The organism is Klebsiella sp. PL-2018 (assembly GCF_019048985.1).
GTDB lineage: Bacteria > Pseudomonadota > Gammaproteobacteria > Enterobacterales > Enterobacteriaceae > Klebsiella > Klebsiella michiganensis.
The window spans coordinates 2,220,710-2,244,226 of record NZ_CP077673.1; the positions used below are offsets into that span (position 1 = coordinate 2,220,710).

22 protein-coding genes are annotated in these 23,517 nt (G+C 57.1%); 12 read left to right on the forward strand and 10 right to left on the reverse strand.

Translation table 11 applies throughout. The features are described from left to right. Nucleotides 1-60 precede the first annotated feature (60 nt). The 5 genes from MKleb_RS10325 (at nucleotide 61) to rnd (ending at nucleotide 6,453) form a co-directional block, all read left to right on the forward strand. Complete coding sequence (locus MKleb_RS10325) at nucleotides 61-1,971, forward strand: ATP-dependent DNA helicase (protein WP_014229807.1); 1,911 nt, start codon at nucleotides 61-63, stop codon at nucleotides 1,969-1,971. 67 nt (nucleotides 1,972-2,038) lie between these two features. Continuing rightward, nucleotides 2,039-2,734 carry a tRNA (adenosine(37)-N6)-threonylcarbamoyltransferase complex dimerization subunit type 1 TsaB gene (gene tsaB / locus MKleb_RS10330; protein WP_004852009.1) on the forward strand — a complete coding sequence of 232 codons (696 nt, stop codon included), beginning with the start codon at nucleotides 2,039-2,041 and terminating at the stop codon, nucleotides 2,732-2,734. A 43-nt stretch (nucleotides 2,735-2,777) separates the two neighbouring features. After that, entirely contained in the window at nucleotides 2,778-3,362 is a 585-nt protein-coding gene (locus MKleb_RS10335) for a Slp family lipoprotein (protein WP_025106148.1), read from the forward strand. A gap of 208 nt (nucleotides 3,363-3,570) precedes the next feature. Next, a complete protein-coding gene (fadD, locus tag MKleb_RS10340) occupies nucleotides 3,571-5,256 on the forward strand; it encodes a long-chain-fatty-acid--CoA ligase FadD (RefSeq protein WP_014229806.1) in 1,686 nt (561 codons plus the stop codon). Nucleotides 5,257-5,337: 81 nt separating this feature from the next. After that, on the forward strand, nucleotides 5,338-6,453 hold the full coding sequence (gene rnd, locus MKleb_RS10345; RefSeq protein WP_004852003.1) for a ribonuclease D: 1,116 nt from the start codon (nucleotides 5,338-5,340) through the stop codon (nucleotides 6,451-6,453). Between the two features lie 64 nt (nucleotides 6,454-6,517). Here rnd and minE read toward each other — a convergent pair whose 3' ends face one another. From minE to minC, 3 genes are read right to left on the reverse strand one after another with little or no spacing between them, the layout of a single operon-like run. After that, nucleotides 6,518-6,787 (reverse strand): cell division topological specificity factor MinE, encoded by a 270-nt coding sequence (gene minE, locus MKleb_RS10350; protein WP_002910902.1) that lies wholly within the window; start codon nucleotides 6,785-6,787, stop codon nucleotides 6,518-6,520. A gap of 3 nt (nucleotides 6,788-6,790) precedes the next feature. Next, nucleotides 6,791-7,603 carry a septum site-determining protein MinD gene (gene minD, locus MKleb_RS10355; RefSeq protein ID WP_004103267.1) on the reverse strand — a complete coding sequence of 271 codons (813 nt, stop codon included), beginning with the start codon at nucleotides 7,601-7,603 and terminating at the stop codon, nucleotides 6,791-6,793. Nucleotides 7,604-7,626: 23 nt separating this feature from the next. After that, nucleotides 7,627-8,325 carry a septum site-determining protein MinC gene (gene minC, locus MKleb_RS10360; protein ID WP_025106149.1) on the reverse strand — a complete coding sequence of 233 codons (699 nt, stop codon included), beginning with the start codon at nucleotides 8,323-8,325 and terminating at the stop codon, nucleotides 7,627-7,629. A gap of 126 nt (nucleotides 8,326-8,451) precedes the next feature. On the opposite strand from minC, the gene MKleb_RS10365 reads away from it, so the two are divergent. The 3 genes from MKleb_RS10365 (at nucleotide 8,452) to MKleb_RS10375 (ending at nucleotide 9,951) form a co-directional block, all read left to right on the forward strand. Further along, nucleotides 8,452-8,733: a YcgL domain-containing protein gene (locus MKleb_RS10365; RefSeq protein WP_004138522.1), complete on the forward strand. Its 282-nt coding sequence runs from the start codon at nucleotides 8,452-8,454 to the stop codon at nucleotides 8,731-8,733. Nucleotides 8,734-8,750: 17 nt separating this feature from the next. Then, on the forward strand, nucleotides 8,751-9,410 hold the full coding sequence (locus tag MKleb_RS10370; protein WP_004851997.1) for a fumarylacetoacetate hydrolase family protein: 660 nt from the start codon (nucleotides 8,751-8,753) through the stop codon (nucleotides 9,408-9,410). 94 nt (nucleotides 9,411-9,504) lie between these two features. Then, a complete protein-coding gene (locus MKleb_RS10375) occupies nucleotides 9,505-9,951 on the forward strand; it encodes a YcgN family cysteine cluster protein (protein ID WP_004851995.1) in 447 nt (148 codons plus the stop codon). An 8-nt stretch (nucleotides 9,952-9,959) separates the two neighbouring features. Here MKleb_RS10375 and MKleb_RS10380 read toward each other — a convergent pair whose 3' ends face one another. The 3 genes from MKleb_RS10380 to nhaB all read right to left on the reverse strand — a co-directional run bounded on the left by MKleb_RS10380 (nucleotide 9,960) and on the right by nhaB (nucleotide 12,634). Beyond that, nucleotides 9,960-10,304, reverse strand: a complete 345-nt coding sequence (locus MKleb_RS10380; protein WP_004103255.1) for a TehB family protein — start codon at nucleotides 10,302-10,304, stop codon at nucleotides 9,960-9,962. A 116-nt stretch (nucleotides 10,305-10,420) separates the two neighbouring features. Beyond that, on the reverse strand, nucleotides 10,421-10,951 hold the full coding sequence (dsbB, locus tag MKleb_RS10385) for a disulfide bond formation protein DsbB (protein ID WP_025106150.1): 531 nt from the start codon (nucleotides 10,949-10,951) through the stop codon (nucleotides 10,421-10,423). 129 nt (nucleotides 10,952-11,080) lie between these two features. Next, complete coding sequence (gene nhaB / locus MKleb_RS10390) at nucleotides 11,081-12,634, reverse strand: sodium/proton antiporter NhaB (protein WP_025106151.1); 1,554 nt, start codon at nucleotides 12,632-12,634, stop codon at nucleotides 11,081-11,083. A gap of 245 nt (nucleotides 12,635-12,879) precedes the next feature. On the opposite strand from nhaB, the gene fadR reads away from it, so the two are divergent. Next, nucleotides 12,880-13,599: a fatty acid metabolism transcriptional regulator FadR gene (gene fadR / locus MKleb_RS10395; protein ID WP_004851987.1), complete on the forward strand. Its 720-nt coding sequence runs from the start codon at nucleotides 12,880-12,882 to the stop codon at nucleotides 13,597-13,599. A 59-nt stretch (nucleotides 13,600-13,658) separates the two neighbouring features. Here fadR and MKleb_RS10400 read toward each other — a convergent pair whose 3' ends face one another. Further along, entirely contained in the window at nucleotides 13,659-15,191 is a 1,533-nt protein-coding gene (locus tag MKleb_RS10400) for a SpoVR family protein (protein ID WP_004138526.1), read from the reverse strand. Nucleotides 15,192-15,511: 320 nt separating this feature from the next. On the opposite strand from MKleb_RS10400, the gene MKleb_RS10405 reads away from it, so the two are divergent. Beyond that, entirely contained in the window at nucleotides 15,512-16,810 is a 1,299-nt protein-coding gene (locus tag MKleb_RS10405; protein WP_025106152.1) for a D-amino acid dehydrogenase, read from the forward strand. A 12-nt stretch (nucleotides 16,811-16,822) separates the two neighbouring features. Beyond that, nucleotides 16,823-17,893, forward strand: coding sequence for a catabolic alanine racemase DadX (gene dadX, locus MKleb_RS10410; protein ID WP_014229800.1), 1,071 nt, complete (start codon nucleotides 16,823-16,825; stop codon nucleotides 17,891-17,893). Nucleotides 17,894-17,909: 16 nt separating this feature from the next. Here the strand turns inward: dadX and MKleb_RS10415 are convergent, their stop codons facing one another. Then, nucleotides 17,910-19,643, reverse strand: a complete 1,734-nt coding sequence (locus MKleb_RS10415) for a potassium/proton antiporter (RefSeq protein ID WP_004851981.1) — start codon at nucleotides 19,641-19,643, stop codon at nucleotides 17,910-17,912. A 92-nt stretch (nucleotides 19,644-19,735) separates the two neighbouring features. After that, a complete protein-coding gene (gene ldcA, locus MKleb_RS10420; protein ID WP_025106153.1) occupies nucleotides 19,736-20,650 on the reverse strand; it encodes a muramoyltetrapeptide carboxypeptidase in 915 nt (304 codons plus the stop codon). Between the two features lie 95 nt (nucleotides 20,651-20,745). Between ldcA and emtA the strand changes: the two genes are divergently transcribed. Then, the gene (gene emtA / locus MKleb_RS10425; protein ID WP_009651970.1) at nucleotides 20,746-21,357 is read left to right on the forward strand and encodes a membrane-bound lytic murein transglycosylase EmtA; all 612 of its coding nucleotides are present in this window, start codon (nucleotides 20,746-20,748) and stop codon (nucleotides 21,355-21,357) included. Nucleotides 21,358-21,461: 104 nt separating this feature from the next. On the opposite strand, the gene MKleb_RS10430 is transcribed toward emtA, so the two are convergent. Further along, a complete protein-coding gene (locus MKleb_RS10430) occupies nucleotides 21,462-23,210 on the reverse strand; it encodes an alpha,alpha-trehalase (protein WP_025106154.1) in 1,749 nt (582 codons plus the stop codon). Between the last annotated feature and the right edge of the window lie 307 nt (nucleotides 23,211-23,517).

Genomic DNA, 23,517 nt, shown 5'->3' on the forward strand with positions numbered 1-23,517 from the left:
CGCACTGGCGAAAACGACTCCACCCTGACATAATCACTGTCCAAATAACCAGGGGGTAATGTGATCGACGATTTTGCAGCAGACGGCCAGCTGGCCAGCGCGATTGCGGGATTTAAACCACGCGAGCCGCAGCGTCAGATGGCTTTCGCCGTCGCCAGCGCGATTGAAGAAACCCGTCCGCTGGTGGTTGAGGCGGGGACCGGGACCGGGAAAACCTACGCCTACCTGGCGCCTGCGCTCCGCGCCAATAAGAAAGTCATTATCTCCACCGGCTCGAAAGCGCTACAGGATCAGCTCTACAGTCGGGATTTACCCACTGTCGCTAAAGCGCTGAAGTATACCGGTAAGCTGGCCCTGCTGAAAGGGCGTTCGAACTACCTGTGCCTGGAGCGGCTGGAACAGCAGGCGCTCGCCGGCGGCGACCTGCCGGTGCAAACCCTCAGCGATGTCATTCTGCTGCGTTCGTGGTCTAACCAGACCGTTGATGGCGATATCAGCACCTGCGTTAGCGTGGCCGAAGATTCCCAGGCCTGGCCGCTGGTCACCAGTACCAACGATAACTGCCTCGGCAGCGACTGCCCGTTATATAAAGACTGTTTTGTGGTGAAGGCGCGGAAAAAGGCGATGGATGCTGACGTGGTCGTCGTCAACCACCATCTGTTCCTCGCCGATATGGTGGTCAAAGAGAGCGGATTTGCCGAGCTGATTCCCGAAGCGGAAGTGATGATCTTCGACGAAGCGCATCAGCTACCGGACATCGCCAGCCAGTACTTCGGCCAGTCGCTCTCCAGCCGCCAGCTGCTGGACCTGGCGAAAGATATCACCATTGCTTATCGCACCGAACTCAAAGACACCCAGCAGCTGCAGAAATGCGCCGACCGCCTGGCCCAGAGCGCGCAGGATTTTCGCCTGCAGCTGGGGGAACCCGGCTATCGCGGCAACCTGCGCGAGCTGCTGGCGGATAACAACATTCAGCGCGCGCTGCTGCTGCTTGATGATGCGCTCGAACTCTGTTACGACGTGGCAAAGCTGTCGCTGGGCCGCTCGGCGCTGCTCGACGCCGCCTTTGAGCGGGCCACCGTCTACCGCGGCCGCCTGAAGCGGCTCAAAGAGACCAACCAGCCCGGCTTTAGCTACTGGTATGAGTGCACTTCGCGTAATTTTACTCTGGCGCTGACTCCGCTGACGGTAGCGGATAAGTTTAAAGAGGTGATGGCGCAAAAATCGGGGAGCTGGATTTTTACCTCGGCGACGCTCTCGGTCAATGACGATTTGCACCACTTTACCGATCGCCTGGGGATTGGCGAAGCGCAAACGCTGCTGCTGCCCAGCCCCTTTGATTATGCCCATCAGGCGCTGCTGTGCGTACCGCGCAATTTACCTTTGCCGAACCAGCCCGGCGCGGCGCGCCATCTGGCGGCGATGCTCAAACCGCTGATTGAGGCCAACGACGGGCGCTGCTTTATGCTCTGCACCTCGCACGCCATGATGCGCGATCTGGCGGAACAGTTCCGCGCCACCATGACGCTGCCGGTGCTCCTGCAGGGAGAAACCAGCAAAGGTCAGCTTTTACAGCAGTTCGTCAGCGCCGGAAATGCGCTGCTGGTGGCGACCAGCAGCTTCTGGGAAGGGGTGGACGTGCGCGGCGATGCGCTTTCGCTGGTGATTATCGACAAGCTGCCGTTCACCTCGCCGGACGATCCGCTACTCAAAGCGCGGATGGAAGATTGTCGCCTGCGCGGCGGCGATCCTTTTGACGAGGTCCAGCTACCGGACGCGGTGATTACCCTTAAACAGGGGGTGGGGCGCCTGATTCGCGACATCGACGATCGCGGGGTACTGGTTATCTGCGACAACCGTCTGGTGATGCGTCCCTACGGCGCGGTCTTCCTCGCGAGCCTTCCGCCTGCGCCGCGCACGCGCGATATCCGCCGGGCGGTGCGTTTTCTTGCGGTGCCGCCGGCGAGGTAATCCGGCGCAAAATGTGGTAAGCTGCGCGCCATTTTGTCAATCTGCTAGAGCGAGAGCGCGACAACCCATGCGAATTTTAGCTATCGATACCGCCACGGAGGCCTGCTCCGCGGCGCTGTGGAATGATGGCACCCTCAGTGCTCATTTTGAAATCTGCCCCCGTGAACATACCCAACGTATCCTGCCCCTGGTGCAGGATGTCCTCAATGAAAGCGGAACGCTATTGACCGAGCTTGATGCGCTGGCCTTTGGCCGCGGGCCGGGGAGCTTCACCGGCGTGCGTATCGGCATCGGTATCGCGCAGGGGCTGGCGCTGGGGGCCGGGCTGCCGATGATCGGCGTATCTACGCTGGCGACCATGGCGCAGGGCGCGTGGCGGAAAAACGGCGCCACCCGCGTGCTGGCGGCCATCGACGCCAGAATGGGCGAAGTCTACTGGGCGGAATATCAGCGCGATGAGCAGGGCGTCTGGCACGGCGAAGAGAGCGAGGCGGTGCTGAAGCCGGAAGCGGTTCGCGAGCGGCTTCAGCGGCTGGAAGGCGAGTGGGCCACCGTGGGCACCGGCTGGCAGGCGTGGCCGGATATGGCTCGCGACTGCGGTTTAACGCTCGTCGATGGCGACATTCAGCTGCCTGAGGCGCAGGATATGCTGCCGCTGGCCTGCCACCTGTTTACGGCGGGAAAAACCGTGGCCGTCGAACACGCTGAGCCAGTTTATTTACGTAATGAAGTGGCGTGGAAGAAACTTCCTGGCCGCGAGTGAATCTCAGTAACTATATGTCTGAGAAGAAGGAAGGAGTCGCGTCATGGCGGGTCAAAAAAGGGTAGTGCGTTGGTTAGTCGCGGCAGCAGTCGTTGCTGCGCTGAGCGGGTGCGCTTCGGTGCCGGATGCCATTAAGGGCACCACCCCGACGCCGCAGCAGGATTTAGTCCGCGTGATGAACGCGCCGCAGCTGTATGTCGGCCAGGAGGCGCGTTTTGGCGGTAAGGTTGTCAGCGTGCAAAATCAGCAGGGTAAAACTCGCCTGGAAATTGCCACCGTTCAGCTTGACGACGCCGCGCGTCCGGAGCTGGGCGAAGCGTCGCGCGGGCGTATTTTTGCCGACGTGAACGGCTTTATCGACCCGGTGGATTTTCGCGGACAGCTGGTTACCGTGGTTGGCCCGATCGTCGGCGTCGTCGACGGTAAAGTGGGCAATACGCCGTATAAATTCATGCTGATGAACGCCACTGGCTACAAACGCTGGAACGTAGTCCAGCAGGTGATCATGCCGCCGCAGCCGATGATGGACCCGTGGATGTTCGGCCCGCGTCCGTGGGGCTACGGGTACGGCGGCTGGGGCTGGTATAACCCCGGTCCTGCCGAAGTCAGAAACGTTGTAACCGAATGATTTTGTAGTCTTTGTAAGCAAAAAGAAACAGCGGCTGGTCCGCTGTTTCTTCGTTTTCAGTCAAATAAGAAAAATAAATAGTGACGCGCTTCGCAACCTGTACAACGGCTAATTAATAAACTGGTACGCTGAGTTAATATAATGTTAACAAAATGTTTGTTGATCAGGGGCTGTGATGACGACGAATAACTATTTCAGAGGTGATGCAGTGAAAAAGGTTTGGCTAAACCGTTATCCCGCGGACGTTCCTGCGGAGATAAACCCTGACCGCTATCAATCCCTGGTTGAACTGTTTGAACACGCCGTCCGCCGCTATGCCGATCAGCCGGCCTTTATCAATATGGGCGAGGTGATGACCTACCGTAAGCTGGAGGAGCGCAGTCGGGCGTTCGCCGCTTATCTACAGGAAGGATTAGGCCTGCAAAAAGGCGACCGCGTCGCCCTGATGATGCCTAACCTGCTGCAGTATCCGGTGGCGCTGTTTGGTATTCTGCGCGCCGGCATGATCGTGGTAAACGTTAATCCGCTTTACACCCCGCGCGAACTGGAGCACCAGCTCAACGACAGCGGCGCCGCCGCCATTGTGATCGTTTCCAACTTCGCGCATACCCTGGAAAAGGTGGTTGATAAAACCCAGGTCAAGCACGTGATCTTAACCCGCATGGGCGATCAGCTTTCCACGGCGAAAGGGACGCTGGTTAACTTTGTGGTGAAGTACATCAAACGGCTGGTGCCAAAATATCATCTGCCGGACGCCATCTCGTTTCGCAGCGCGCTGCAGCACGGCTACCGTATGCAGTACATTAAGCCGGAAATCGTCTCTCAGGATCTCGCTTTTCTCCAGTACACCGGCGGGACCACCGGCGTGGCGAAGGGGGCGATGCTGACTCATCGTAATATGCTGGCGAACCTTGAGCAGGTCAACGGCACCTACGGGCCGCTGCTGCACCGCGGTAAAGAGCTGGTTGTTACCGCGCTACCGCTGTACCACATTTTTGCCCTGACCATGAACTGTCTGCTGTTTATAGAGCTGGGCGGGCAGAACCTGCTGATCACCAATCCGCGCGATATTCCAGGCCTGGTCAAAGAGCTGGCGAAATATCCCTTCACCGCGATGACCGGGGTCAACACCCTGTTTAACGCGCTGCTCAATAACAAAGAGTTTCAGCAGCTAGACTTCTCTTCACTGCATCTCTCCGCCGGCGGCGGAATGCCGGTACAGCAGGTGGTGGCGGAGCGCTGGGTTAAGCTGACCGGGCAGTATCTGCTGGAAGGCTATGGCCTGACGGAGTGCGCGCCGCTGGTGAGCGTCAATCCGCACGATATCGATTATCACAGCGGCAGTATCGGCCTGCCGGTGCCCTCCACCGAAGCGAAGCTGGTGGATGATGACGATAATGAAGTCGCGCCGGGAGAACCGGGAGAGCTGTGCGTGAAAGGGCCGCAGGTGATGCTGGGCTACTGGCAGCGTCCGGACGCGACCGCTGAAATTATCAAGGACGGCTGGCTGCATACCGGCGATATCGCGGTGATGGATGAAGAGGGCTTCCTGCGTATCGTCGATCGCAAAAAAGATATGATTCTTGTCTCGGGCTTCAACGTCTATCCGAATGAAATCGAAGATGTGGTGATGCAGCACGCCGGGGTTCAGGAAGTGGCCGCGGTCGGCGTGCCGTCCGGCAGCAGCGGTGAAGCGGTGAAGATTTTCGTGGTCAAGAAAGATCCGGCGCTGACGGAAGAGATGCTGATCGCTTTCTGCCGTCGCCAGCTAACCGGCTACAAGGTGCCGAAGCTGGTGGAGTTTCGCGATGAGCTGCCGAAATCCAACGTCGGGAAAATTTTACGTCGAGAACTGCGTGACGAAGCTCGTGCTAAAGTAGACAATAAAGCCTGAGCTAAGAGTGAATCGCCAGACGCCGGCTAAGCCGGCGTTTTTTATGGGCGCAAGTTAAGAGAGTATGATTTGAACTATCAGATGATCACCACCAACGATGGCCTTCGCGCCGTCTGCGACGCGGCAAGCGCGGTTTCCGCCATCGCGCTGGATACGGAATTTGTCCGTACTCGTACCTACTACCCGCAGCTCGGTCTGCTCCAGCTGTTCGACGGCAGCCAGGTTTCGCTGATTGACCCGCTGGTCATCACCGACTGGGAACCGATGCGTGAACTGCTGCTGAATAAAGATGTGACCAAATTTCTGCACGCCGGCAGTGAAGATCTGGAAGTATTCCTTAATGCTTTTCATTTGATGCCGCAGCCGCTGATCGACACGCAAATTCTCGCCGCTTTTTGCGGCCGCCCGATGTCGTGGGGCTTTGCGTCGATGGTGGAAGAGTTTACCGGCGTGGCGCTGGACAAGAGCGAGTCCCGCACCGACTGGCTGGCGCGCCCGCTGACCGAACGCCAGTGCATTTATGCTGCCGCCGACGTCTGGTACCTGCTGCCGATTGCCGGAAAGCTGATGGCTGAAACCGACAGCGCAGGCTGGCTCTCCGCCGCCCTGGATGAATGTCAGCTGATGCAGCAGCGGCGTCAGGAGATTCAGGATCCCGCAGAGGCGTGGCGCGATATCGGTAATGCCTGGCAGCTGCGTACTCGTCAGCTGGGCTGCCTGCAGCTGCTGGCGGAGTGGCGTCTGCGCAAAGCGCGCGAGCGCGATCTGGCCGTCAACTTTGTGATCCGGGAAGAGCATTTGTGGAACGTGGCGCGCTATATGCCCACCAGCCTCGGGGAGCTTGACAGCCTCGGACTCTCGGGCAGCGAAATTCGTTTCCACGGCAAGACGCTGATCGGCCTCGTCGAGAAAGCGCAGGCGCTGCCGGAAGAGGCGCTGCCAGAGCCGCTGCAGAACCTGATCGACATGCCGGGCTACCGCAAGCTGTTTAAGGATATCAAAGCGCTTGTGCAGACCGTGAGCGCCGAGAAGGGCGTCAGCGCGGAGCTGCTGGCCTCAAGAAGACAGATTAACCAGCTGCTGAACTGGCACTGGGGGCTTAAAAACGGCAACGGGCAGCCTGAACTGGTTTCCGGCTGGCGCGGAGAATTGATGGCCGATCGCCTGAATGCGCTATTGAGCGACTACCCGCGCTAGCGCCGAACGGCATAGTGAAAAACCGGCTTCGCGCAGCGTTGCCGGTTTTTTTATACCTTCAGGCTCAGGACTTCGACTCTTCAGTTTCCGGCAGGGTCACGTTCAGCTCCAGAATCGAAATATCACCGTCCCTCTGCTCCAGCTGTACGCTGACCATTTCCGGGTCGATTTGCACATACTTGCAAATCACTTCGAGAATGTCTTTGCGCAGCTGCGGAAGATAGTGCGGTTCAGCGTCGCCGCGGCGGCGCTCCGCGACGATAATTTGCAGGCGCTCTTTCGCAATGTTGGCCGTGTTCTTTTTCCGCGAGAGAAAAAAGTCGAGTAATGCCATAATTTATCCTCCGAACAGGCGTTTGAGGAAACCTTTCTTCTCTTCTTCTACGAAGCGGAAAGGGCGTTCTTCTCCGAGCAGACGTTCAACGGTATCGGCATAGGCTTTACCCGCATCCGAGGCGTCATCCAGAATAACCGGTTCGCCCTGGTTAGACGCGCGCAGCACGGACTGATCTTCCGGAATCACGCCCACCAGATTGATGCGCAGAATTTCCAGCACGTCTTCCATGCTCAGCATGTCACCTTTGTTCACGCGGCCTGGGTTATAGCGCGTCAGCAGCAGATGCTCTTTAATCGGATCTTCGCCCCTTTCCGCGCGGCGGGATTTGGAGGCCAGGATGCCAAGGATACGGTCGGAGTCGCGAACGGAGGAGACTTCCGGGTTGGTGGTGATGATGGCTTCATCAGCGAAGTACAGCGCCATCAGCGCACCGGTTTCGATGCCTGCAGGGGAGTCACAGACGATAAAATCAAAATCCATTTTTTTCAGTTCTTCGAGAACTTTGTCTACGCCTTCGCGGGTCAGGGCGTCTTTGTCACGCGTCTGGGAGGCCGGAAGGATGTAGAGGTTCTCCGTGCGCTTGTCTTTAATCAGCGCCTGGTTCAACGTGGCATCGCCCTGGATGACGTTGACGAAGTCATAAACGACCCGGCGTTCACAGCCCATGATCAGATCGAGGTTACGCAGGCCGATGTCGAAGTCGATAACGACCGTTTTCTTTCCCTTCTGGGCCAAACCAGTAGCGATGGCCGCGCTGGAGGTGGTCTTGCCAACGCCTCCTTTACCCGAAGTCACAACAATAATGCGTGCCATAGAAATTCCTTGTTAAAAAGGGATTAATTCAACGATTGAATCGTCAAAGCGTTGTCGTCTAAACGTAGACGGGCCGCTTTGCCATAAAATTCGGCCGGAATGTTATCACTCAGCCAGTATTCCCCGGCGATGGAAACCAGTTCCGCCGAGAGGTTGCTGCAAAATATTTGGGCGTCTCTGTCGCCGCCGGCGCCGGCAAGCGCACGTCCCCGCATCATGCCATATACATGGATATTACCATCGGCAATAAGTTCAGCCCCGGCACTCACATGGTTTGTAACAATTAGATCACAGTGTGGCGCATAAATACGCTGACCGGAACGTACCGGCTGATCGATCAAGCGCGTTTTTGTGATCTGATTAACAGCTGGCGGCGGGGCAACGGGTTCTGGCGCGGCCTGACGGGTAATTTTTTCTTTCCCTTCGGTTAATAAAGGGATCCCGGCGCGGTCAATTTCGGTTTTCAGCCGAGGAAGTTTACATCCGCTTACGCCCATAATACGCAGGCCGGTGGCCGCGATAGCCTCATGAAGAGGGCGCCAGTCGACGTCATCTTCAATGCTGCTGATATTCACCACCACGGGGGCATGACGTAAAAAGGCGGGAGCCTGGGCGATTTTGTCTTCTAACGCCTGACGAATAACCTCGGGATTTGCATCGTGCAAATGAATCACAGATAAGGTGAAGCTACTGCCCTTAAGTTCGATTGGCGTATTTGACATCCTGGCCTTACTCAATTTGCTGTTTATCACTCGCTGAAGTGCGGTGATATTCCGAAGACTAAAAGGCATGTTATAGTCACTCATATATAGAGGCAAGTGACCACAGGTCTAATTCCGAGTAAAACTATGTTTTGTGTGATCTATCGAAGTACTAAACGTGAGCAAACCTATTTATATGTCGAAAAAAAGGACGATTTCTCCCGCGTTCCTGACGAATTAATGTATAGCTTCGGTACGCCCAAACTGGCAATGATTTTACCGCTTGATGGGCGAAAAAAACTCATCCACGCCGATTTGGATAAAGTGAAACAGGCGCTGGCCGATCAGGGCTATTACCTTCAGCTCCCTCCTCCGTCTGAAAATTTACTCAAGAAACACCTGGCGGAACAGGGGAATAAATCTGATTAACCCACAGAGGGAAAACAATGTACCAACATCATAACTGGCAGGGTGCGCTACTGGATTATCCGGTAAGCAAAGTGGTGTGCGTGGGCAGCAACTACGCAAAACACATCAAGGAGATGGGCAGTGCGACGCCGGAAGAGCCGGTGCTGTTTATTAAACCTGAGACGGCGCTATGCGACATCCGCCAGCCGTTGGTGCTTCCTGAGGGGCTGGGGTCGGTGCACCACGAGGTTGAGCTGGCGGTGCTGATTGGCGGCACGCTGCGTCAGGCGACGGACGATCATGTGCTCAAAGCCATCGCCGGCTATGGCGTGGCGCTGGACCTCACCCTGCGCGATCTGCAGGGCAAAATGAAAAAAGCCGGGCAGCCGTGGGAAAAGGCGAAAGGCTTTGATAACTCCTGCCCGATTTCGGGGTTTATTCCCGCCGGCGAATTTCACGGCGACGCGCAGAATACGCCGCTGAGCCTGAAGGTAAACGGCGAGGTGCGCCAGCAGGGCACGACGGCCGACATGATTCATAAAATTGTGCCGCTGATCGCCTATATGTCGCGCTTCTTCACCCTGAAAGCCGGTGATGTGGTGCTGACCGGCACCCCGGAAGGCGTGGGGCCGCTCGCCAGCGGCGACGAGCTGGAAGTCGGTTTTAACGGGTTTTCGCTGACCACCCGCGTGCTGTAACGACCGCTTGCCGCCTTCTCCGGGCGGCAAAACTTGCATCGGCGTGCCAGACTGGTTATAAGGTGCACCCTGAACTGCAATGACGGACATCCCAATGAGCGAACAACCTTTCTGGCAACACAAAACACTGGATGAAATGAGCGATGCGGAGTGGGAATCACTTTGCGACGGCTGCGGACAGTGCTGCCTGCATAAGCTGATGGATGAGGATACCGACGAAATCTACTTCACCAACGTCGCCTGCCGTCAGCTTAATATCAAAACCTGCCAGTGCCGTAACTATGAGCGCCGTTTCGAATATGAACCGGACTGCATTAAGCTCACCCGCGACAACCTGCCTACGTTTGAATGGCTGCCGCCGACCTGCGCCTATCGTCTGCTGGCGGAAGGTCAACCGCTGCCGCACTGGCACCCGCTGTTAACCGGTTCGAAGGCGGCGATGCATGGCGAACGCATCTCCGTTCGCCATATTGCTGTGAAAGAATCCACGGTGGTTGACTGGCAGGATCATATCCTGAACAAACCAGACTGGGCGCAGTAGGCGCTCAGTTAGCCTTTCTTCGCGTGGAATAGCCCGCTTTCACCGTCGGCGTCATCTGCAACCCAAAAGTTAATATTGAACTGCGCGTCGTCGCTAAGTTCAATGCGGTGCCAGTACTGCGGCGGGCTGGTCGCGAACTGTCCGGCGTTGATAACGACCTTTGCTTCAGGCTCTGTCGCCTGTTCGTCGGCGAAACCATAATAGGTTACCGTACCTTCCATCACGCAAAGCTGGCCGAAAACACCCGCAGCGGTGTTGTGGTGCGTCAGCAGAGCGGCAGGGACGTTCTGTTTGGTAAAGAATGGGGTGGAGCGTTTTACCTTCCAGCTAGCGGGAATACGCAAATGAGACATCATGTGCTCCTTAGTTAACATCTATAAGTTGCATTTAATATGCAACTTTATGTGACCGACGTCAACGTGCAGGCAAAAAAAACGCTCCCGGAGGAGCGCTTTATCAGCAATCGTTCTTAGCGACCAAACAGATCGCGCTTTTTAGGTTTAAACGGCTGTGCGATAAGCACCAGCGCGCCGACAACCAGATAGGCGGCGAAGATCCCGACCAGCCACTGCGGCATTTCCAGCGTCAGGAATTCCCACTGGCGTACGGAGCAGTCACCGGTGGCGACAAATACCTGAGGCAGCCATTTATCCAGTGGCAGCCACGTGGGGAAACGAGCGGCGAAATCGCAGGTCTGGAAGGGGGAAGGGTGAAGCTGAATCATGGTGTGTTCCCATGCCAGCTGCAGTCCGCGCAGGGCGCTGTAGAGCCAGATAAGGATCGCCACATAGCGCAGAGGCGATTTTGGCGCGATGGCGCCGACAATACCGGCACCCATAATGCCAAAAAGCGCGCAGCGTTCGTAAATACAGAGTACGCAGGGTTGCAGCAGCATGACGTGCTGGAACCACAAAGCAACCAATTCAAGAACAAACGCGGTAAGCGCCATCAGGAGCCAGGCACCGCGTCCCCTTGAGCACTGGTTTAAATATCGCAACATAATCATTTCCCTGGAACATGCTAAATCATGGCAGTGTAAACGAAAACCGAAGCGACGCCAGCAGCTAGTCTGAAAATATTACGTAAGCGAATATGGAATACCCGGATTTTTGATCCGGGTATTGCTTTTTTATTTCAGCAGCTGAGGCGTCACCAGCCAACCCTGCTCCAGCATCCACTGGGTCGCCGGCATCAAGGTAAACTCGACGCACGCCAGGCCCACCAGGGTCAGGACGAGAGTATACGGCAGCGCCATCCACACCATACGGCCATAGGAGAGGCGAATCAGCGGGGCCAGCGCGGAGGTGAGCAGGAACAGAAACGCGGCCTGACCGTTCGGCGTGGCGACGGATGGCAGGTTAGTACCGGTATTAATGGCCACCGCCAGCAGCTCAAACTGCGGCAGGCCGATCGTCCCATGCTCCAGAGCCGTCTTCACTTCGTTGATGTACACGGTGCCGACGAAGACGTTATCCGAAATCGACGATAGCAGGCCGTTAAACAGATAGAACAGCGATAGCTGGGCGTGCGGCGAGGCCTGGAGAACAAATTCGATCACCGGGGCAAACAGGTGCTGATCGATGATCACCGCCACGACGGCAAAAAAGACCGTCAGCAGCGCGGTAAACGGCAGCGCTTCGGTAAACGCTTTGCCGATGGCGTGTTCGTCGGTGACGCCGGAAAAAGTCGTTGCCAGAATGATGACCGACAGGCCAATCAGGCCGACTTCCGCCAGATGCAGCGCCAGCGCAACGATCAGCCAGACGCCAATAACCCCCTGGGCGATAAGACGCAGGCGATCCTGACGGCTGCGGCTCTGACGGCTACGATCGTCGAAATCCTGTAGCACTTTGCGCACCGTAGGCGGCAGCGGTTCGCCGTAGCCAAACAGGCGGAATTTCTCCAGCAGCAGGCAGGTGAGCAGGCCGCATACCAGCACCGGTAAGCTTACCGGCAGCATGCGTATGAAGAATTCACCGAAGTGCCAGCCCGCGGCTTTGGCGATAATCAGGTTCTGCGGTTCGCCGACCATCGTCATTACGCCGCCGAGCGCGGTGCCGACCCCGGCGTGCATCATCAGGCTGCGCAAGAAGCCGCGAAACTGCTCCAGAACATCGCGATAGTGCTGCTCGATATGGCTGTCGTCGAGCATGTTGTCATCGTCCGGCCGCGCCGAAGCGGCTTTGTGATAAATACCGTAGAAGCCAACGGCTACGCTGATCACGACGGCGACAACGGTCAACGCGTCGAGGAAGGCGGAGAGGAAAGCGGACGCGACGCAAAACGCCAGCGACAGCAGCATCTTGCTGCGAATGCCGAGCAGCAAACGGGTGAAGATAAACAGCAGCAGCTGCTTCATGAAGTAGATACCCGCCACCATAAACATCAGCAGCAGCAGGACTTCAAGATTACTGGCCACTTCTTCGCGAATATGCCCGGGCGTGGTCATACCGATAAATACCGCTTCAATAGCCAGCAGGCCGCCCGGCAGCAGCGGATAACATTTAAGCGCCATCGCCAGGGTGAAGATAAATTCGATAACCAGCAGCCATCCGGCAATAAACGGATGAAGATAAAAGACCAGCGGATTAACGATCAGGAAAATGATGAGAGTGAGTTTGTACCAGTCCGGGGACTGACCAAGAAAGTTGCGCCACAGGGCGCGGCCATACGACATTTCCACGACAGACATCCTTTCTCCGTCAAATTCTGAAACATGATTTTATGCGTAACTATACGCAAGATTACCAGTTGCGCAAAACGAGACGCAACTTTCTTCGCATCACGTTCTTTAGCCACAGAAAGTGTGAAATGAAAAGTTGAAAATGAAACGGCGATCCCTTTTTAATTACTTTCTGGCGCTATCTGCCTTATGGCCGCTCTGGTATGATGAGTCGAATAGCAACGCTGTGTAATGGAAATCTTATTATGGTCATTAAGGCGCAAAGCCCTGCGGGTTTCGCTGAAGAGTACATCATTGAAAGTATCTGGAATAACCGCTTCCCTCCTGGTTCAATTCTTCCCGCTGAACGTGAACTTTCTGAACTGATTGGTGTTACCCGTACAACCTTACGTGAAGTGTTGCAGCGTCTGGCCCGCGATGGCTGGTTAACCATTCAGCACGGTAAGCCTACCAAAGTGAACAACTTCTGGGAAACGTCAGGTCTGAATATTCTCGAAACCCTCGCGCGTCTCGATCACGACAGCGTTCCGCAGCTGATTGATAATCTGCTGTCCGTGCGTACCAATATTTCGACTATTTTTATCCGCACCGCTTTCCGTCAGCACCCGGATAAGGCGCTGGAGGTTCTGGCGAGCGCGCGTGAAATTGAAGACCACGCCGATGCGTTTGCCGAGCTGGATTATAATATCTTCCGCGGTCTGGCCTTTGCTTCAGGTAACCCCATCTACGGCCTGATCCTCAACGGGATGAAAGGTCTGTACACCCGCATAGGTCGTCACTATTTTGCCAACCCGGAAGCGCGTAGCCTGGCGCTCGGCTTCTATCATCAGCTGGCGAAAGTATGTGAAGAAGGGCTTCATGAACAGGTTTATGAAATCGTTCGCCGCTACGGGCATGACAGCGGGGAGATTTGGCATCGTATGCAGAAGAATTTGCCGGGTGACCTGGCGATTAATATGCGCTAGACCCCGCCCACGAATAAACAACGCCCGGTGCTGTCACCGGGCGTTTTGCTTTATACGCGCTACAGCGGATTGGGCCGCGGCGGCGTACGTTCCAGCAGCTCAACGCTACCATCGGCGTTTTGCTGCTCCAGAAGAACGTCAAATCCCCACAGGCGGTGGACGTGCTTCAGCACCTCGCGGCGTCCTTTATCCAGCGGCACGCGGTTGTGCGGCACGTAGCGCAGGGTGAGCGAACGGTCGCCGCGCAGATCCACATTCCATACCTGAATGTTCGGCTCGAGGTTGCTCAGGTTGTACTGCGCTGAAAGCTTCGAACGAATCTCACGATATCCCTCTTCATTATGAATGGCGGATATTTCCAGATAGTTGTTGTGATCGTCATCGAGCACGGTAAAGAAGCGGAAATCGCGCATGATTTTCGGCGACAGGAACTGGCTGATAAAGCTTTCATCCTTGAAGTCGCGCATGGCGAAGTGCAGGGTTTCGAGCCAGTCGGAGCCGGCAATATCCGGGAACCAGTACCTGTCCTCTTCCGTCGGCGACTGACAAATACGTTTGATATCCTGGAACATGGCGAAACCCAGCGCATAGGGGTTAATGCCGCTATACCACTGGCTGTTATAGGGCGGCTGGAACACCACGTTGGTGTGGCTGTGCAGAAACTCCAGCATAAAGCGCTCGGTGACTTTTCCTTCATCATAAAGATGATTCAGGATGGTGTAGTGCCAGAAGGTCGCCCAGCCTTCGTTCATCACCTGAGTCTGCTTCTGTGGATAAAAATACTGGCTGACCTTACGCACGATACGCAGGATCTCACGCTGCCATGGCTCCAGCAGGGGCGCGTTTTTCTCCATAAAGTAGAGCAGGTTTTCCTGCGGCTCAGAGGGATAGCGGCGCGCCGCTTCAATGGTCTTTTCCTCTTCGCGCTTCGGCAGGGTGCGCCACAGCATATTCACCTGGCTTTGCAGATACTCTTCCCGGCTTTTTTGCCGCGCCTTTTCCTCCTGCAGCGAGATTTTCTGCGGGCGTTTATAGCGGTCAACGCCGTAGTTCATCAAGGCGTGGCAGGAGTCGAGCAGCTTCTCGACTTCATCAACGCCGTAGCGCTCTTCACATTCGGTGATGTATTTACGCGCGAAGATGAGATAGTCGATGATGGAGCTGGCGTCGGTCCAGCTGCGAAAGAGGTAGTTATTTTTGAAAAACGAGTTGTGCCCGTAGCAGGCGTGCGCCATCACCAGCGCCTGCATGGTGATGGTGTTCTCTTCCATCAAATAGGCGATACAGGGGTTGGAGTTAATGACGATTTCATAGGCCAGCCCCTGTTGCCCGTGCTTATAGGCCTGTTCGGTCTCAATGAATTTTTTACCAAACGACCAGTGCGGATAGTTAATCGGCATCCCGACGCTGGAGTAGGCATCCATCATCTGTTCGGAAGTAATGACTTCGATTTGGTGCGGATAGGTGTCAAGACGATACAGCTTCGCCACCCGATCGACTTCTGCCAGATAGGTCTCCAGCAGCTCAAAAGTCCAGTCGGGTCCATCGCTTAAACGGGTTGTGTCCTTGTTCATGGAATCAATCGTAGCCATTAGCGCGCCCTCGTTGTTGATGGTTCTCTCTGTACGGAAAACCTCTTAACAAGCATAGAACACGGCGTCGCAAACTGCGTGCATCCACATTTTCTTTTCTTCGCGATTTCACAATCTTAAAGGCGTTGTTTTACGGTTTAAACAGGATTTTATTCTGTAGAAACTGAGGCGCAGCAGGAGATGGTAAACCGACGGGGGCAGTGCTGGCGCAGAACCCTGTGAGATAAGTCACCATAAATAAAGCGTATGTTGAATAATATTTTCATCTGAGTTATCAATTTGTAATCAGATGATTGTTCTTTAACGATTACGGAGCCGCTATGCGCGTCGTCATACTGGGAAGTGGGGTAGTTGGAGTGGCTAGCGCCTGGTACTTAAGCCAGGCAGGACATGAAGTGACGGTTATCGATCGTCAGCCGGGGCCAGCCGAAGAGACCAGCGCCGCTAACGCCGGGCAGATCTCTCCCGGCTACGCTGCGCCGTGGGCGGCGCCGGGCGTACCGTTGAAGGCGATTAAGTGGATGTTCCAGCGCCACGCGCCGCTGGCTATCGGGCTGGATGGCACGCCGTTCCAGCTGAAATGGATGTGGCAGATGCTGCGCAACTGCGACACTCGCCACTATATGGAAAACAAAGGGCGTATGGTGCGCCTGGCGGAGTACAGCCGCGACTGCCTGAAGGCGCTGCGCGAGAGCACCGGTATCCAGTATGAAGGCCGGCAGGGCGGCACGCTGCAGCTTTTCCGCACCGACAAGCAGTTCGAAAACGCGACCCGCGATATCGCGGTACTGCAGGAGGCGGGCGTGCCTTACCAGCTGCTGGAGGCAAACCGTCTGCTGGACGTTGAACCGGCGCTGGCGGAAGTGAGCCATAAACTGACGGGCGGTTTACGTTTACCCAATGATGAAACCGGCGACTGCCAGCTTTTCACCACGCGTCTGGCCCTGATGGCGGAACAGGCGGGCGTGACTTTCCGTTTTAATACACCGGTGGATGAACTGCTCTATGAAGGGGATCTCATCTCCGGCGTGAAGTGCGGCGCTGAAATCATCAAAGCCGACGCTTACGTGATGGCATTCGGATCATATTCGACGGCCATGCTGAAAGGGCTGGTGGATATTCCGGTCTACCCGCTGAAAGGCTATTCGCTAACGATTCCGATCGCGGAAGAAGACGGCGCGCCGGTTTCGACTATCCTTGATGAAACCTACAAAATCGCTATCACCCGTTTCGACAGGCGTATTCGCGTTGGCGGAATGGCGGAAATTGTTGGATTTAATAAAGAACTGCTGCAGCCGCGGCGTGAAACCCTGGAGATGGTGGTGCGCGATCTGTTCCCGCGCGGCGGCCACGTTGAACAGGCAACCTTCTGGACCGGACTGCGTCCGATGACCCCGGACGGTACGCCGGTGGTGGGCCGCACGGCGTATAAAAATCTGTGGCTCAACACCGGCCACGGCACGCTGGGATGGACCATGGCCTGCGGTTCAGGCCAGCTGATCAGCGATCTGATCTCCGGGCGTACGCCGGCGATCCCGTATGACGATCTTGCCGTCGCCCGCTATAGCCGAGGCTTTACGCCTGCCCGCGCTCAGCATCTGCATGGCGTTCACAATTAACAAGGAGCTTTCATGTCTCGTCCTGTAAAGGCCAGCATTGATATGTCAGCCTTACGCCAGAATCAACACATTGTTCGCCGCGCGGCGCCCGGCTCGCGCCTGTGGGCGGTGGTCAAAGCCAATGCTTATGGCCACGGCCTGGCAAGGGTCTGGAACGCGCTTAGCGCCGCGGACGGTTTCGCGATGCTCAATCTTGAAGAGGCGATCCTGCTGCGCGAGCTCGGCTGGAAAGGGCCGATACTGATGCTGGAAGGTTTCTTCCATGCCGATGAGCTGGCGCTGTTTGATAAATACCGATTGACTACCAGCGTGCACAGTAACTGGCAAATCAAGGCGCTGCAGCAGGCGAAGCTGCACGCGCCCCTCGATATTTACGTCAAGGTGAATAGCGGGATGAATCGGCTGGGTTTTATGCCGGACCGTTTGCACATCGTCTGGCAGCAGCTGCGAGCGCTCGGTAACGTCAGCGAAATGACGTTAATGTCGCATTTCGCCGAAGCGGAAAACCCGGACGGCATTGTCGAGCCGATGCGGCGCATTGAGCAGGCGGCGGAAGGGCTGGATTGCCCGCGCTCGCTGGCGAACTCGGCGGCAACCTTGTGGCATCCGGAGTCGCATTTTAACTGGGTGAGGCCGGGGATCGTGCTGTACGGCGCCTCGCCTTCCGGCCTGTGGCAGGACGTGGCCAACACCGGGCTGAAACCGGTGATGACGCTAAGCAGCGAAATTATTGCCGTACAGAACCTGAAAGCCGGTGAAGCGGTCGGCTACGGCGCAACCTGGCGCACGGCGGAGGAGCGGCGTATCGGCATCGTTGCCTGCGGTTATGCCGATGGTTACCCGCGGCTGGCGCCGAGCGGTACGCCGGTGCTGGTTGACGGCGTACGCACCGTGACGGTCGGGCGCATCTCAATGGATATGCTGGCCGTGGATTTAACCCCATGCCCGCAGGCAGGGATCGGCGCGCCGGTTGAGCTGTGGGGCAAAGAGATCAAAATTGACGATGTCGCGGCCGCTTGCGGCACCGTCGGATATGAATTAATGTGCGCGCTCGCGCCGCGCGTACCGGTTGTGACGGTGTAACTTAGCCTGAGGCGGATCACTCCGCCTCATCTTCCGCCATCCGTACGCCAACCCGCAGTACGTGATCCTCTTCTTTTTCCGCCACCGTCCACACCATCCCGGCAAATTCCACCTGGTCGCCGACCACCGGGGCGGCGCCTAACAGGTGCTGTATGACGTCACCCAGCGACTGCTGGCGATCGCGAAACTCTTCTCCCCCGTCAATGCCGTAAATCTGCGCGACGTCGGCAAATCTGGCACTGGCATCGAGAATAAAATCACCGAAGAAGCGCTGATCCAGCGCCACCGGCGGCGACTGGCTGAACAGTTTACCCAGCGCGGGCAGGTCACGTTCGCGGCCAATCACGCAGAGAATATCGCCTTCCAGCAGCCGGGTACTGCCGGTAGGGTGCAGGAGTACGTTGTCGCGAAACAGCGCGGCAATCCGCGTCTCCGGCGGCATATGCAGGTCGCGCAGCGCCGCGCCGACGCACCATTTTTCGGCGCTAAGCTGGTACACGAACTGCTCCCACGGGTTTTCCGGATGGATATCCAGCCCGACGCGGGAGATGGGCGAGCCGACCGGCGGCACCACCACTTTGGCTTTCTTCGCCGCCCAGGAGAGCGAGGTCCCCTGTAAAAGCAGCGAGACCAGCACCACGAAGAAGGCCACGTTAAAGAACAACCGCGCATTCTCCAGGCCCGCCATCATCGGGAAGACGGCGAGAATAATCGGCACCGCGCCGCGCAGGCCCACCCAGCTGATAAATATCCGCTCGCGCAGGTTGAAGCCGCGAAACGGCAGCAGACCGGCAAACACCGACAGTGGACGGGCGATAAAGATCATCCACATCGACAGAATGAGCGCCGGGATGGCGATAGGCCACAGGTCGGACGGGGTGACCAGCAGGCCGAGCACCAGGAACATGGCGATCTGCGCCAGCCACGCCAGGCCGTCGAAGTTTTGCAGGATACCGTGGCGGTTGCGAATCGGCCGGTTGCCGAGCAGGAATCCGCACAGGTAGACCGCGAGGATGCCGCTGCCGTCCAGCGAGGTGGTGGCGGCGAAAATCATGATCCCGCCGCTCAGCGCCAGCAGAGGATAAAGCCCGGCCGGCAGCACAATGCGATTAATCATCTGCAGCAGCAGATAGCCGCCGCCGAGGCCGATAGCGATACCCAACCCGAACTGCTGCACGATATGCACCGCGAACATCCAGCTCAGGCCGGTCTCGTGCTGCTGAATCATCTCGATAAGGGTAATGGTCAGGAACACCGCCATCGGATCGTTGCTGCCGGATTCAATTTCCAGCGTCGAGCCGACGCGTTCGTTCAGCCCTTTACCGCCGAGGAGTGAGAACACCGCCGCGGCATCGGTTGAGCCGACGATAGCGCCGATCAGCAGCCCTTCAATCAGGTTGAGATGAAACAGCCAGGCCGCCATCAGTCCGGTCAGGGCCGAGGTGATCAACACCCCGACCGTGGCGAGCGAGAGGGCGGGCCACAGCGCCACGCGAAAAGAGCTGGCCTGGGTGCGCATCCCGCCGTCAAGCAGGATAACCGCCAGCGCCAGGTTGCTCACCATGTAGGCGAAAGGGTAGTTGTCAAACGGAATGCCGCCGATACCGTCAATGCCCGCCAGCATCCCAATCGCCAGGAAGATAACCAGAATCGGGATGCCGAGGCGTGAGGAAAAGGAACTTAATAAAATACTACAGGTTACTAAAACAGAACCCAGGATAAACAGACTGATGACCGCAGCGGCGTCCAATGTTGACGTACTCCTTACCGGCGTGAAGATAAATTAAAAACTACACCATTTTAACAATCTGACGCCGATCGGGATATGCGTTAGAGGAATTTTTATTCCGCCAGAACCGGGTGGCCGCTGATGCTTAACGTGGTGATGGATGCGTTGTTGACCAGCAACGCTCTGGCGCCAAGCGGCAGGGTGACCGTACGCTGCTCGTGACCGAAATCCAGGCCGCTGATGACCGGAATGTTAAGCTGCTGGCGAAGGTAGTCGTATACCATCGGCAGATCGTATCCGGCATCGTAGTCGTTGGCGTTTGCGCCGGTAAAACTGCCGAGGATAATCGCCCGCTGGCGCGCGAGAATACCGCTGTTGAGCAGCTGTAATAGCATGCGTTCGACGCGGAACGGGTGTTCGTTAATATCTTCCACCACCAGAATTCCGTCGCTAATCTGCGGCATCCACGGAGTGCCGATAAGCGAAGTCAGCATCGCCAGGTTGCCGCCCCACAGCGTGCCGTCGGCGCGACAGTCCGGGCCTTCACCGTGCCATTCGAGCGTAAACGCCGGGTTGCGCAGCGCCTGCCAGAAATGGTGCTCGGTAAATTCGTTCAGCGTTTCAGCGCCGAAGTTTCCCGCCAGCATCGGCCCGCTAAAAGTGATTATGCTACCCTTTGCCAGCAGCCCCAGCTGGATGGCGGTGAAATCGCTGTGGCCGCAAATAAGCAGCGGATCCTGCTGCTGGCGGGCGATCAGCGCCTGCCAGTCAATCTGCGGCAGCAGGCGAGTCGCGCCGTAGCCGCCGCGTACCGCCAGCACGATGCGGTTTATACCGGCGAGGGCAGCGAGCTGGTTGATATCGGCAAGGCGTTCATTCTCAGTTCCGGCAAAGCGCAGCGCCCGGCGGGGAATGACTTCCTGGTGCGCGACCTGGTGCCCGGCCTCCTGCAGACGCTGCACGCCGCGATACGCCGCCTCCTGGTTGATGCAGTAACCGGAAGGGGCGACGAGATAAAACTGAGACATGACAATTCCTTGCTAAGAATGAAAGGGTTATCATGCCGCCTGGAGCGTTTATTGTCATCTCCGTGCGGCAAACTTCAGCCAATAAGGATAGATGTGTGAAATTGAGATGGTGTGTTTTTTTATGTGTATTGTTGGCCGGTTGTAGTTCAAAACACGATTATCGTAACCCGCCGTGGAACCCGGAAGTCCCGGTTAAGCGGGCGATGCAGTGGATGCCAATCAGCGAAAAAGCCGGTGCGGCGTGGGGCGTCGATCCCCAGCTGATTACCGCCATCATCGCCATTGAGTCCGGCGGTAACCCGACGGTGGTCAGCAAATCCGGCGCGGTTGGCCTGATGCAGCTGAAGCCCTCGACCTCCGGTCGCGATGTTTACCGGCGGATGGGCTGGAGCGGGGATCCTTCGGTGAGCGAGCTGAAGAATCCCGAGCGCAATATTTCGATGGGGGCGGCCTACCTCAGCATCCTCGAAAACGGTCCGCTGGCGGGGATTAAAGACCCGCAGGTGATGCGCTATGCGGTGGTGGTGTCCTATGCCAACGGCGCGGGCGCGCTGCTGCGGACGTTCTCGTCCAATCGCCAGGATGCGATTGAAGAGATTAACGATATGGACGCCGATGATTTCTTTGAGCACGTGGTGAAAAAGCACCCGGCACCGCAGGCGCCGCGCTATATCTGGAAGCTGCAGAAGGCGCTGGACGCCATGTAAAGGGCGCTCCCCGCAGGCTCAGCTTGCCGGGGAGCCATCGGCCCGGCCGATTCTGGAACTGCACATTGATAAAGACGCGCGGCGGGCCCCCGCCGCGCGGAGGTTTACGGCGCGACTTTTTTCTCCTCTACCGCAGCCGGCTGCTGAGCGGCAGGCTGCGCCGAGACGTCCGCCGCTTTGCCGTTGTCGTCATTCGCCGCCGGGCGCGCGGTGGGGACGGAGTCACACGGCTTCTCTTTCGGACACACCAGGTCCAGCATCTTCAGGGTGACGCCGTTGGTCCAGCCAAAGCCGTCCTGTAGCGGATACTCTCCGCCACCGCCGCCGGTTCCGGTCGAGCTGACATCATATTTTTCCACCAGCTTCTGTTCGCTATTGTAGGTGTGCTGAACGTTGCTGAGGAACCGCCAGCTCACCTCCATTGCGATTTTCTGCTGGCCATACTTTTGCAGGCCTTCAGCGGCGACCCACTGCAGCGGCGCCCAGCCGTTCGGCGCATCCCACTGCTGGCCGCTATTGACGGTCGTGGTGGTCAGGCCGCCGGGCTTGAGCAGTCGCGCTTCGGTGGCGGCGGCGACCTTCGCGGCGCGTTCGCTGGAGGCGGCGTTGACGTACAGCGGGAACAGCGCCGCGGCGGTCAGCTGATTGCGCACCTTATGACTTTTCAGATCGTAATCGGCGTACCAGCCCTCTTTATCGTTCCACAGATATTTCTCCAGCGCTTTCTGACGGGCGTTGGCTAATGCGTCATACTGCGCGGATTTAGCGCTATCCCCTGCCGCTTTACTGGCGCGGGCGATGGTTTTTTCCATGTGGAACATCAGCGAGTTCAGATCGACCGGAACAATCGAGGTGGTGCGGATGGTGCCGAGCTGCTGCGGGTTATCCATCCAGCGGGAGCTGAAGTCCCAGCCGGATGCCGCGGCGGAGCGCAGATCGCGGTAGATTTCAGTGGCCGGGCGGTTGGGATTGTTTTTGGCGGTTGTGACGTCGTCCAGCCAGGATTCCGGACGCGGCGTGTCGTTATCGTCCCAGTAGCGGTTGAGCAGGGCGCCGTCGGCCATCCGCACCACGCGCTTACTGGCGCTGCCGGGCTCAAGCGCCTCAGCGCCATCCATCCAGTACTGGTACTCTTTCTCCATCTGCGGCAGCCATTTTTTGAGCGCCTCATCGCCCTCGTGCGTGGCCAGCAGTTCAACCATAAACGGGAAGAACGGCGGCTGCGAGCGGCTCAGATAGTAGGTGCGGTTGCCGTTGGGAATATGGCCCCAGGCGTCGATCTCCGCGGCGAAGTTGGTCACCATATCTTCAATTTTATCCCAGTGGCCGCTCTCAGCGAGACCGAGCATGGTGAAGTAGCTGTCCCAGTAATAGACTTCGCGAAAGCGTCCGCCGGGCACCACGTAGGGCTTTGGCAGCGGCAGCAGCGAATCCCATTTTTCGACGTCGACGGTACTGCGGGTCAGTACGGGCCATAATCCGTTGATATGCTGGCGCAGCGTTTGTCCTTTTGGCGGAACGTACTGGTCGTTTTCGCGAGGCAGGGTAAAGTTGAGTTCGACGAAGTGCCGCAAATCAAAGCTGGTCTGGCTTTTCTGCATACGATAATCGGCAAGGATCATCAGCGGGTCGCCGTTCGGAATGGCGTCAGCAAACGTTTTCTGGTCAGAAAAAAGTTTCGCGCTTTGCACATCGTTAAATAGCGGACCGAGCAGGATATCGGGTGATTGCGGGGTGGGACGGGTTTCTTCAGCCTGAGCCGTCAACGTCGCCAGGGCGACAAACGCGCCTCCTAGCGCCAGACGAAGAGCAAAAGGCAGGGTAGCGGGGCGACGGGAAACGGGGCTCGTCATAGATTGTTCTCCTTATCATTGCAGACTATGTGCCACTGCATTCGGCCATCAGAAAACCTTAGACGAATATCCGCCGCTGCGCGTGTCCGAGGTAACATTTTACGCGAAAACAGAGTATTTACCGGGCACTGCTCTGTTCCGCACCGACAAAATATTGGCGGTTAAAACAGCGCTGTCTTGTAGGGTACTTCGGGGGATATTTTCGCTGAATATCTGGCAATTGATAAAAAACATAATCCGCGAATAAGAAAAATAAATAGACAAGCGGCATGGTATTCCTATATGGCATTTTTATCTGCTCATCCCT

Bases quoted from the DNA above. Each gene is read 5' to 3' on its own strand.
- tsaB (WP_004852009.1), top strand. From the start codon at position 2,039: ATGCGAATTTTAGCTATCGATACCGCCACGGAGGCCTGCTCCGCGGCG.
- MKleb_RS10335 (WP_025106148.1), top strand. From the start codon at position 2,778: ATGGCGGGTCAAAAAAGGGTAGTGCGTTGGTTAGTCGCGGCAGCAGTC.
- rnd (WP_004852003.1), top strand. From the start codon at position 5,338: ATGATCACCACCAACGATGGCCTTCGCGCCGTCTGCGACGCGGCAAGC.
- minE (WP_002910902.1), bottom strand. From the start codon at position 6,787: ATGGCATTACTCGACTTTTTTCTCTCGCGGAAAAAGAACACGGCCAAC.
- minD (WP_004103267.1), bottom strand. From the start codon at position 7,603: ATGGCACGCATTATTGTTGTGACTTCGGGTAAAGGAGGCGTTGGCAAG.
- minC (WP_025106149.1), bottom strand. From the start codon at position 8,325: ATGTCAAATACGCCAATCGAACTTAAGGGCAGTAGCTTCACCTTATCT.
- MKleb_RS10365 (WP_004138522.1), top strand. From the start codon at position 8,452: ATGTTTTGTGTGATCTATCGAAGTACTAAACGTGAGCAAACCTATTTA.
- MKleb_RS10370 (WP_004851997.1), top strand. From the start codon at position 8,751: ATGTACCAACATCATAACTGGCAGGGTGCGCTACTGGATTATCCGGTA.
- MKleb_RS10375 (WP_004851995.1), top strand. From the start codon at position 9,505: ATGAGCGAACAACCTTTCTGGCAACACAAAACACTGGATGAAATGAGC.
- MKleb_RS10380 (WP_004103255.1), bottom strand. From the start codon at position 10,304: ATGTCTCATTTGCGTATTCCCGCTAGCTGGAAGGTAAAACGCTCCACC.
- dsbB (WP_025106150.1), bottom strand. From the start codon at position 10,951: ATGTTGCGATATTTAAACCAGTGCTCAAGGGGACGCGGTGCCTGGCTC.
- fadR (WP_004851987.1), top strand. From the start codon at position 12,880: ATGGTCATTAAGGCGCAAAGCCCTGCGGGTTTCGCTGAAGAGTACATC.
- MKleb_RS10400 (WP_004138526.1), bottom strand. From the start codon at position 15,191: ATGGCTACGATTGATTCCATGAACAAGGACACAACCCGTTTAAGCGAT.
- MKleb_RS10405 (WP_025106152.1), top strand. From the start codon at position 15,512: ATGCGCGTCGTCATACTGGGAAGTGGGGTAGTTGGAGTGGCTAGCGCC.
- dadX (WP_014229800.1), top strand. From the start codon at position 16,823: ATGTCTCGTCCTGTAAAGGCCAGCATTGATATGTCAGCCTTACGCCAG.
- ldcA (WP_025106153.1), bottom strand. From the start codon at position 20,650: ATGTCTCAGTTTTATCTCGTCGCCCCTTCCGGTTACTGCATCAACCAG.
- MKleb_RS10430 (WP_025106154.1), bottom strand. From the start codon at position 23,210: ATGACGAGCCCCGTTTCCCGTCGCCCCGCTACCCTGCCTTTTGCTCTT.